Annotated in this window: 7 protein-coding genes; 1 reads left to right on the forward strand and 6 read right to left on the reverse strand. The window is 42.3% G+C overall.

The genetic code is table 11. The features are described 5' to 3' along the window. Nucleotide 1: 1 nt before the first annotated feature. Together glcE and CFR83_RS05900 are read right to left on the reverse strand one after the other, a co-directional pair. Nucleotides 2–1,108: a glycolate oxidase subunit GlcE gene (glcE, locus tag CFR83_RS05895; protein ID WP_088813057.1), complete on the reverse strand. Its 1,107-nt coding sequence runs from the start codon at nt 1,106–1,108 to the stop codon at nt 2–4. Continuing rightward, nucleotides 1,108–2,601 (reverse strand): FAD-linked oxidase C-terminal domain-containing protein, encoded by a 1,494-nt coding sequence (locus CFR83_RS05900; protein WP_088813058.1) that lies wholly within the window; start codon nt 2,599–2,601, stop codon nt 1,108–1,110. Before CFR83_RS05900 ends, glcE begins: the two co-directional genes overlap by 1 nt. A gap of 58 nt (nt 2,602–2,659) precedes the next feature. Here CFR83_RS05900 and CFR83_RS05905 point away from each other — a divergent pair, with 58 nt between their 5' ends. Then, entirely contained in the window at nt 2,660–3,232 is a 573-nt protein-coding gene (locus CFR83_RS05905; RefSeq protein WP_088813059.1) for a cob(I)yrinic acid a,c-diamide adenosyltransferase, read from the forward strand. Nucleotides 3,233–3,250: 18 nt separating this feature from the next. Here the strand turns inward: CFR83_RS05905 and CFR83_RS05910 are convergent, their stop codons facing one another. The 4 genes from CFR83_RS05910 to CFR83_RS05925 all read right to left on the reverse strand — a co-directional run bounded on the left by CFR83_RS05910 (nt 3,251) and on the right by CFR83_RS05925 (nt 10,979). Further along, complete coding sequence (locus tag CFR83_RS05910; protein WP_088813060.1) at nt 3,251–4,375, reverse strand: 3-deoxy-7-phosphoheptulonate synthase; 1,125 nt, start codon at nt 4,373–4,375, stop codon at nt 3,251–3,253. Between the two features lie 201 nt (nt 4,376–4,576). After that, on the reverse strand, nt 4,577–6,061 hold the full coding sequence (tldD, locus tag CFR83_RS05915) for a metalloprotease TldD (RefSeq protein ID WP_088813061.1): 1,485 nt from the start codon (nt 6,059–6,061) through the stop codon (nt 4,577–4,579). A gap of 7 nt (nt 6,062–6,068) precedes the next feature. Next, entirely contained in the window at nt 6,069–6,893 is an 825-nt protein-coding gene (locus CFR83_RS05920) for a carbon-nitrogen hydrolase family protein (protein WP_088813062.1), read from the reverse strand. Nucleotides 6,894–6,902: 9 nt separating this feature from the next. After that, nucleotides 6,903–10,979: a YhdP family protein gene (locus tag CFR83_RS05925; RefSeq protein WP_088813063.1), complete on the reverse strand. Its 4,077-nt coding sequence runs from the start codon at nt 10,977–10,979 to the stop codon at nt 6,903–6,905. Nucleotides 10,980–10,992: the final 13 nt, after the last annotated feature.

Genomic DNA, 10,992 nt, shown 5'->3' on the forward strand with positions numbered 1-10,992 from the left:
ATTAAGCCAACCTTCCTGTAGCAAAAATGCCATGTGGATCGAAGGCTTTTTTAAGACGATCTTGTACCGGTACCAGGGCTTTTGTTAATGGGTTGTCATTAAGTGAGCTAAGCATTGCGATATCTTTTTCACTTGACCTAAATATGCTTGCATGTCCGTGCGCTTTAGCTGCTATTGCCTTGGCTGTTGCTGCATCTAATTTACCCTGCCACCAGCGCTGTCCTCCGTGCCACTCAATGAGGGTGGATCCAGTAAGCTCGAGAGGTTTAGATGTGGGCGCGACCGCAAACCTCCATAATGGTGAGGCTTCGCCGTTGCTTGATTTGAACCAATCTGATTGGTGCTCTTTAAGAGCTGCCCAGAACTTTTTAGCTTCTTCAGGCTCAAGTAATTGCATACCTAAGTTTTTCTTAAAAGAATTGGTGGCTGACTCTACGGCAGCTTTGGCGCCACTTAATCGAATGTGTAAAACCCCATTTTGTTCACCTTGCCAGCAACTCGCATTGATTGGCCAAGGTTGGCTGGCTAATAAATTCATGGTGTGCAGGGCTTTGTCTTGCTCGATCTCTAATCGAAGAGTGGCTGTAGCCACTGGTTTTGGTAAAACTTTAATGGAGACGTCTAGTAATAATGCTAAGGTGCCAAGTGATCCAGGCATCAATCTTGATACATCATATCCCGCAACGTTTTTCATCACGGTTCCACCAAAGTTCATCACTTGCCCTTGACCATCCAAGATCTTTGCGCCTAATACAAAGTCTCTCAAACTTCCGGCGCTAACTCTTCCTGGGCCAGCAAGCCCTGAACAAACCATGCCGCCGATGGTGGCATTTTCACCAAAGTAAGGAGGTTCAAATGCGAATTGTTGATTTTTTTCATCAAGAGCTAACTCAACCTCTTTGATGGATGTACCAGATTTAACTGTGATTACTAATTCATCAGGTTGGTAATTAATGATTCCTTGGTAACCTTTTGTTGATAGCGTATTCCCCTTGAGCTCCCCACCGAACCAATCTTTGGTTCCTGCCCCTGTGATTCTAAGTAAACCTTTTGAATCGATCGTGTTGCGAATAATCTCTTGCGTATCTTGAATAAATGAGTGGCTCATTAGAAGCGCTCCAATTCTGGATGAGGTAGCGCACCACCTGTGATGCGCATGCGACCATATTCAGCGCAGCGATTAAGAGTTGGAATTGCTTTATCAGGGTTTAAAAGTTTTTTTGGATCGAATGCTGCTTTTACTCCCCAAAAGAGCTCTCTTTCTGATTCGCTAAATTGAACACACATAGAGTTAATCTTTTCGATGCCCACACCATGTTCGCCAGTGATTGTCCCGCCAAGTTCTACGCATGTTTCCAAAATGTCACTGCCGAATGCTTCAGCACGATGCCATTCATCCTCGTCAGAGCCATTAAACAAAATCAGTGGGTGCATGTTGCCATCACCTGCATGAAAAACATTCATGCAACGCAGTTGATATTTTTTTTCCATATCTTGAATGCGCTTGAGTAAAGTGGCGATGTGCTGACGCGGAATCGTGCCATCCATACAGTAATAGTCTGCAGAAATTCGACCTGCAGCAGGGAACGCATTTTTGCGACCACTCCAAAACTTAAGACGTTCAGCTTCACTTTGTGACACTTGTATTCTGATGGCACCGCTATTTTTTAGAACTTCTGTCATTCTTTCGATTTCTTCAGCCACCTCTTCTGGGGTGCCATCAGATTCGCATAGAAGAATAGCCTCGGCATTGATGTCATATCCTGCGTGGACAAACTCCTCAACAGCCCTAGTCGCAGCCTTATCCATCATTTCTAGGCCGGCAGGTATGATGCCTGCGGCAACGATGGCTGCAACTGCGTTGCCGCCTTTCTCAACATCATCAAAACTAGCCATGATGACTTGAGCTAGTTGAGGTTTAGGTACTAATTTGACTACTACCTCTGTAATCACTGCGAGCATGCCTTCGCTACCCACCAAAATTGACATTAAATCTAATCCCGGAGCATCTGGAGCGAGACTACCGAACTCAACTACCTCTCCAGAAATTAAGATGGCTCGGACTTTTAATATGTTGTGAAGTGTGAGGCCATATTTAAGACAGTGAACCCCGCCAGAGTTTTCGCTGACATTGCCACCAATCGAGCAGGCAATTTGTGATGATGGATCTGGAGCGTAGTACAAGCCATGATGAGCCACCGCCTCAGAGATTGCTAGATTTCTAACGCCAGGTTGAACGACTGCTGTTCTGGCAATAGGGTCTATGTGTAATATTTTTTTAAATTTAGCCAAGGATAGGACCAATCCTTGGGCAATTGGCATTGCTCCGCCAGATAAACCGGTTCCCGCCCCTCTTGGGACGATGGGAATCTCCAAATTTTGACAAACTTTGATGACTGCAACAGCCTGGGCCTCAGTTTCTGGAAGGGCAACAGCTAAAGGCATTTGACGGTAAGCCGCCAAACCATCACATTCATAAGGAATCGTGTCTTCTGGCTCCCAAAGTAGGGCATGCTCCGGTAAAAGTGGCTTTAAAGCCTTGACTAGCTGAGCTTGCCGGTTTTTTATTTGGGTAATTGGATTATCAGTGAGTGTGTTCATGAGTCTCTATTTTCTTGTGGTTTAACTCTATTCTAGCTATTTCCCTATAATCAGTCTTATGGGCAATCGATTAACGCAAATAGCGACTCGAACTGGCGATTCCGGAACCACTGGTTTGGGGGATGGTCAACGTGTAGATAAAGATCATCTACGTATTTGCGCTATGGGAGATGTTGATGAGCTTAACTCGGAAATTGGGGTATTAATTACTGAAGATATCCCTAAGAGTGTTGCCGTAGAGTTCAGGGATATTTTTTCTGCCATTCAGCATGACTTATTTGATTTAGGTGGGGAGTTATGTATTCCCAATTACACCTTGTTAAAAGAGGAGCAGGTAGCTCAACTAGATATTTGGCTTAAAAAATACAATGCCATTTTGCCAAGATTAGAAGAGTTCATTTTGCCCGGAGGCACTCGTGCTGCTGCCCAAGCCCATGTCTGCCGAACTGTGTGTCGCCGTGCGGAAAGATCTATTGTGAAGCTAGGACGTCATGAACCTATTCATGACACACCTCGCCAATATGTCAATAGATTGTCAGATTTGCTATTTGTTTTGGCGCGAGTCTTAAACAAAGAGGCTGGTGGCTCTGATGTTTTGTGGCATCACAAAAAAGACCCCGAAGGGTCTTAGTTGTCATAGCTTATTTGCTTACTTCTTTTTTCTGCGCTGTCTTACACCTTCAGCAAGTATCTCTAGAACATTCAAAGAGTCATCCCAGCCTATGCATGCATCAGTAATGCTTGTTGCATATTTAAGGTCATTTGGATTGTCTTTGCCTGGAGTGAACTTTTGTGCTCCGGCGCACAAGTGACTTTCCACCATAACACCAAAAATTTGTGTTGAACCGCCGGCTAACTGGCCTGCGATATCTTTTGATACTTCGATTTGACGCTCATGTTGCTTGCTTGAGTTAGCGTGTGAACAGTCGACCATCAATGTACCTGGTAGTTTTGCTGCCTCAAGTTCAGTGCAAGCTTTGGCAACACTCTCTGCATCATAGTTTGTGGTTTTGCCACCACGTAAGATAACGTGACAATCTTCATTACCTTTTGTTTCAACAATAGCCACTTGACCATTTTTGTGAACGGATAAGAAATGATGAGGTCTGCTTGCTGATTGGATGGCATCAGTAGCAATTTTGATGTTGCCGTCTGTACCATTCTTAAATCCGATTGGTGCTGAGATACCAGAGGCTAATTCACGGTGGATTTGGCTTTCCGTTGTTCTTGCACCAATAGCGCCCCAAGAAATTAAATCGCCAATGTATTGTGGGGAGATAACATCAAGGAACTCGCTACCTGCTGGCATACCCATGCGGTTAATTTCAATTAACAAGTGGCGTGCAATGCGAAGGCCTTCATCAATCCTATAGCTCTCGTCTAGGTATGGGTCGTTGATCAAGCCTTTCCAGCCCACCGTTGTGCGTGGTTTTTCGAAGTACACGCGCATAACAATTTCTAGTTCGCCTTCATACTTCTTTCTTTGCTCTAGAAGTTTGGTGGCGTAGTCAATAGCTGCGCTTGGATCGTGAATAGAGCAAGGGCCAATGATCACTAATAGTCGATCATCTTTGCCGTGCATGATTTCACGTATTTTCTTACGTGTTTTGTTGATTAACTTTTCAACAGATGTGCCCTGAATTGGGAAAAAGCGAATCAAATGCTCTGGTGGAGGCAGCACCGTAATATTTTGGATGCGCGCATCATCAGTCTCAGATGTTTTGTCGACGCTGGCATACCAGCTATCTCGATTGCTAAGAGCTTTATCAACCATTTCATTAACCCCTTTTTGCTATTTCTAAATTCATATATGTGTAAAAAAAAACCGCCGTTTGCGTCGGCGGTTATTTTGAGTGCTTGAAATTTACGCTTGAATTTCCGCCTCTCGACCGCCTAGGGCTGAGAACCAAAAGTAAAAGAAGTAAAAGTTATTTGCAGACATGTGGTTAATGTAGCACAGTTTTTGTGGTTTTCGCTATTGGGTAGTGCCACCGACGGTCATATTGTCGATTCTGAGGGTTGGTTGGCCAACTCCTACCGGGACGCTTTGACCATCTTTCCCGCAAACTCCAATACCGCTATCTAGGCCCATGTCATTACCAATCATGCTGATATCTTTGAGTGATTCAGGGCCATTTCCGATAATCGTTGCGCCTTTGACGGGGTATTGAATTTTGCCGTTCTCGACCCAGTATGCCTCTGATGCTGAAAACACAAACTTACCGCTGGTGATATCGACTTGCCCGCCACCAAAATTGACGGCATACAAGCCTTTTTTAATGCTTGCAACGATTTCATTAGGGTCATCTTTGCCACCGAGCATATAGGTATTTGTCATGCGAGGCATTGGTAGGGATGCGTAGCTCTCACGTCTTGCATTGCCTGTGACTGGCATTTTCATGAGACGAGCATTGAGGCTATCTTGTATGTATCCCTTTAGGATGCCATCTTCAATGAGTGTGGTGCATTGTGTTGGGTTGCCTTCATCATCTACTGATAGTGAGCCACGACGTCCTGCAATCGTGCCATCATCAACAACAGTGACACCTTTGGCGGCGACCCTTTGACCAATTTTCCCTGAGAAGGCCGATGACCCCTTGCGGTTAAAGTCACCTTCAAGGCCATGACCAATTGCTTCATGTAGAAGCACTCCTGGCCAACCCGGACCTAACACGACAGTCATGGGTCCAGCAGGAGCTGGTCTTGACTCTAAATTAACGAGTGCAGATCTAACGGCTTCATTGATCCAATGATCAATTTTCTCAGTCACAAAAAAGTGATAATCAAATCTGCCACCACCACCTGATGACCCGACTTCACGGCGACCATTCTGTTCCGCAATTACCGTGATTGATACACGTACCAGCGGTCTGATATCTGCAGCTAATACACCATTGGCGCGCGCGACAAGAACCACATCAAATTCGCCGGCAAGTCCTGCCATTACTTGAACAATACGTGGATCTTTAGCCTTTGCCTTTCTTTCAATATCCTCTAGTAAGGCAATCTTTGCTTTTGCATCTAGGCTATCTAAAGGGTTTAGTGATTGATATAAGGCGTGAGTTGCTGGCGTTGCCCACTTGGGGCTGATATAAGTCTTATTGTTATTTGGACCAATCACTCGAGTTGCTTCTGCGGCATTTTTTAATGCAGTGGCGCTAATTTCATCAGAATAGGCAAAAGCAGTTTTGTCATGGCTAACGGCTCTAACACCCACGCCTTGATCAATGCTAAAGCTACCAGATTTGACGATACCTTCTTCAAGACTCCAAGCTTCGTTGTGAGTTCTTTGGAAATATAAATCAGCATCATCTAGATGATGCTGATGCATGTGAGACAAAGTTTTTTGTAAATCTTGCTCTGTAATGCCTGCCGGCGCCAAAAGAATGTCTTTAGCAATTTTCAGTGCATCAGCTCTACTAAGCTGAAGTGGATTTTCTAATGCCAAAGGTGAATTCATTGCTTAATCAGAGTGTCCGATGTTGAAGTGAAGGTAATTTTGCTCGAATTTCATGAATCGTGCTTTTTTCTAATTGCCCGATTACAAATCCTTGCCCATCTTTCAATTCAGATTTAATCTCACCCCATGGGTCAATGAGCATGCTTTGTCCCCAAGTCGTTCTGCCGTTCTCATGACGACCACCCTGGGCGCTTGCTAAAACATAGCACTGATTTTCAATGGCTCTTGCTCTTAGTAATATTTCCCAGTGGGACTTGCCTGTCGTGTAGGTAAAGGCTGCTGAAAGAATATGGCAATCAACAATGCCAATTTCACGATAAAGCTCAGGGAATCTCAAGTCATAACAGACCGTGAGGCCAAACCGCCAAGTTTCATTATTAACCTGAATTTCAAAGCTTGTAGGTTTTGAGCCAGGTTCAATGGTGTTCGATTCTTGGTACTCTTCCTCACCTTGCTTGAAGCCAAATAAGTGAATTTTGTCGTATCTAGCGATCACTTCGCCTTGGCAATCGAAAACTAAGCTGGTGTTTCTAACCTTATTGGGTTGTTCGCTACTTAGTGGAATAGTTCCTGCAACTAAGTAAATTTTATGGTTGCGTGCAATTTTCTTTAATCGGTCTTGTATAAAGCCAGAGCCAAAAGTCTCACGAACCTTTACTTTATCGGTATCAGAGTGGCCCATTAGGCAAAAGTATTCTGGTAATACTGCTAAATCTGCCCCAGCAGCTTTAGCCTTAGCCACAAGCTCCTCTGCGACATCCAAATTAGTTTCAACTGAACTACTTGAAACCATTTGGATGCTGGCGATATTTAGTTGGCCTTTGTTATTCATTCGCCAATTTTATTTCTTATTAGGACTTTGCTGCTGACGAAGTAAGGATTTATCTCTGATTTCTTTGAGTTGTTTTTCGTCAAGCGGGTTACCTTTGTTATCCAAAGCAATAATTTGAGGTGTCGCCCATGTTCCTTGTACTAAGTAGTCTAGTTGAAATAGTTTGCTAACTTCGTCTGCAATTAAATACTGGCCCACCAGTGTGCTCAATCCGATGATTGGGTTAATGAAAGTGTAGCCAAGCGATGCTGTACCTGCATTAAAGTTCGGCGACACGGTAATACGCATATCTTGTGTTTCGTTCAAGAGATTTGCATGACCAGTCAAGCGAACATTTCCTTGAGGACCTTTCATATTCAGATCTTTAATATTAGCCACACCATTAGTGATGGTACCTCTTGATGTGATGCGGTCAAATGGGGTGCCTTGCGTCACGATTGGTTTTAATACGCCACCAATATCCAATGTTGCAATTCTTGTTAAACCTTGGAAGCTTAGCACTCCTAAAAGTCTGCCAAGGCCTGGATCTACTTGCAAGATGGTACCTTTAACAATATCTAGTGATAGGTCTGCTTGTAATGTTTGCAGATCATATTTATAAGGTGCATCAGCCCAGCTAAGTTGACCAACCAGCTTTCCTGAGCCATCGTCAATCGCTTTTGGGAAGCCTAGTTTTGATAAAAGTTTGCCGGCATTATCAATATCAAGGTCAAAATTAAGTTCTGTTCTACCTGAGTCAAGTTTCTTGGCTTGCTTCGGAAGAATCCACCGACCAGTAATTTTTACTTCGGCATCCTCAGTTTTTAAAGATAGCTTTTCAATTTTCCAGTCATTCTTGTCATTGTTGGCTAATAGTTCAATTTTTCCGTAGGGTTGTCCATTAAGAATAAATTGATCTGATTGAATATCAAGGGCGGGTATTTTTTGGATGCGTTGATTAATACTCTTTGTAATGGTTTCACCAGAACTTGAGTTTTCAATAGTAAGTTTTTGCAAACGTGCTGTGAGTTTTCCTTGCGGTAGACCAGCAGTCGCCGAGCGCCACTGCACTAAACCTATGGCTAGAGATGAGTTAATGCTAGCGTGCCATAAATCCTCATCATGTGTTGCCAAGATGCTGACATCTTTTAGATCTCGATCTGCAACTCTTAAATTTTTGATATATGCAGAAACTGCATTGAGTTGGATTGCAGATTTTTTCTGCGTTTGATTTTTGTTACTTGTTGACTCTGGAAAGGTTTTTGATAGCCAGTTTTGCCAAATGCTAGTGTCTAGGTTATCAAAAACAATTGCGCTGGTAACTCCTTTGCTAGGTACATAGCCAGGCGTATTAATGCCAATGCCTAAGCGAAGATCTGATTTATCTTTAAAGACAAAGTTAGCATCGATCAATTTGCTGATTTTTAATTGACCAACTGTTTCGAAGTTGGTTTCTTTGGTGTTATTAAGAGTTAATTTTCCTGAAAGTGCTTCGCCCAATTTTTTATTAAATGGGGTTGGGAAGTTTGAGCTCATATCTTTGAGTTGGAGTCCTAAATCTAGCTTGTATCCGCCAGAAGTGATCGCTAAAGATCCATCATAAGATGCCAAACCGTCTAACTGTTGTTGAAGTGTTTTGATTTGCTCGTCTGAGTTAGCGTTGAGTACATCAATGAGTTGCTGAATCCTGACTTGACCATGAACCTTCATGCCGTCAGCATTCTTCCATGGTAGGTTGCTGCCACTCTCAAATGTAATGTTGCCACCCAATAAATTTGCTTTTAGGTTTTTACCTAAGACATTGTCTTCTGAAAAAAGTATTTCACCAGTGATATCTCTAACATCAATGGTTTTATTGATGTTCGCCTGATTTTTATCAAGGAAGACGCTGCCCTGAATTGTTGTTTTTGCTGTATTTGCTAATGGCAAATCAATATTGATTTTTAATTTTCCATTACCAGTTAAGTTAATTTGTTCGGCAGTTTTTTGTAACTTTAAACCTGGCGGACTTTGTATGTAGTATTTCAGAAGATCTTCACTTGATCCAGACGCTTCCCCATTTATCTTCAGAACAGCATTAGGGCTGACGACATTTAATATGCTGCCATGAATATCTTTTAAGTTAACACTTTCAAATACTGCATGAGTGAAGTCCACTTGCAGTTGCGGACCTTTGAAAGCAACAACCCCCGTTACGTTAGTAAAGTCTGACCATTGCCCCTGTTTTTTTGTTTCATTAGGTGCTGGGGAGTATTGAACATTTTTGATTGGTAGATGTAGGTCAAAGATGCCCGGATGTTTTGTGTCAAATGGAATATGCTCAGGGTTGCCGCTGATGTTAATGCTGCCGTTGCTAATGAATCCAGATTTCAGCGCACCTCTGATGTATGCGCGCGCATCTTTGGACATAGTCAACGGAAAGTAGCGGGTAATTTTATTTACTTCGGCGCGGTCAATATTTCCCTTGATGCTCAGAAATTCGGCAACTTTTTTTGTGGAAGGGCGATACTCAGCATCAAAATTGACAGATGCGTCAGCATTTTCTAAACGCATATTTTTTGCTACGTATTTAAAGGACTCTTGATTTTTTGTCCATTCAATTAGTCCATCAGCTTTATCAAGAGCTAGATGATCATTTTCTAGAATGCCAGGTAGAACAAATGAAGTATTTTTGCCGGCGATGCTAACTTCGCCACCCAATTCGGTGGCATATATTTTTCCGTTCAAATTTGAGACTGCTAGAAAATCTTTTCTTTCAGGCTTTAAGAAAAGTTTTGAGAATTTAAATGCTAGTTTGTAATGCGACTTATTAAATCCAGGCAATGAGATATCAAAAGGTAACTGGCTTGTGTCTGCATTCCAACTTGCATCTAAGTCTTCTAGTTGACCTTCTGGTTGGTAATTTTTTATAAAACTGCTGATATCTTTCGGTAGTGGAAATTGTCCCGCCAATTGCTCTACCAAACCTAAGTCAATTTCTGAAGCTTTAATTCCAGCATGTTTGATTGAGTCGATGTCTTTGGCTTTTTCCCAATACACGGTAATGTCATTGAGCTCTGTTGCTTTAGATGTTTTATCGATTTGCCATTTAAGTGAAGAAGCGCTCAAAGACATTTTTTTGCCTTGAGTATCTTGTTTGATTTCACTATTAAGGCTATGTATTTTTAATGGTTTAGAAATCCTGTCCCATTCAAAATGTAATTGACTGGCTTGTAAGTTAGTTTCGCCACCATCAAGTGATCCGCTATCTAAGTAAGCGTACCCTTCGCTGCTAATTTTGCCGTCAATAACCTTGACTGAGCTATCAAATAGTTGGTTGACTTTTTGCAGGTTAACGTCACTAATCTGCCAATCAATTCGACCATTCCAGTCTTGCCAGTTGCCAGCATTACCTAAAACGTTGTGGCGAAATTTTGCAGTTATTTTTGCTAAATCTTTATTCCATGGGGTTTTTGTAGTTAGCTCCAGGCGGTGCTTATACCAAGTATTTTTGAGAATCAGTGATTGAATCTCAATTTGATATTCTGCACTCTGATGGAGTTGATCTAGCCAAATAATTTTTGCGTCATTAATGTTCAGGCTGTCTTGCTCGAAAAACCAGTTTGCCGATTTGTATCCAGCAGATTTTTTATCTAACTTGATTCCGCCGATATCCCAGTTGCCATTTTGGCTTCGATGCGCATAAATGGTTGCATTATTAAAGTTAAGGTCATGAAAGTGTGGCTGAAAAGTCCAGATACTTTCCCAAGAAACATTGCCGGTGAGTTCTGGAATGGTTAGGCGGGGACTGGAATTTTTTTCTGAGCGGTCATATATGGCAATATTTTTAATACTGAATGATGGCCATAGAAAGTTCCAGTCAGTTTTGATTTCCTCAATCTTTAACTGGGCGCCAATGTTTTGACTGACAAGTTCTTCAAAAGTAGCTTTATGGCTCTCAACTTGGGGCCATAAAAAGAATCTAACAGTAATGTGTATGGCAATAAACAATATGCCAACAGCAAGGCTGACATATTTAAGTCTTTTTTTCCATGTAAGGAGTTGATTCGCGTCCATTGAATGTTCGCGAACCTTTTTTAAGATGGTAGAAAGACTTAACCAAGACATTTTCGTAATTATG

The sequence above is a fragment of the Polynucleobacter victoriensis genome (assembly GCF_900187875.1).
Taxonomy (GTDB): Bacteria; Pseudomonadota; Gammaproteobacteria; order Burkholderiales; family Burkholderiaceae; genus Polynucleobacter; species Polynucleobacter victoriensis.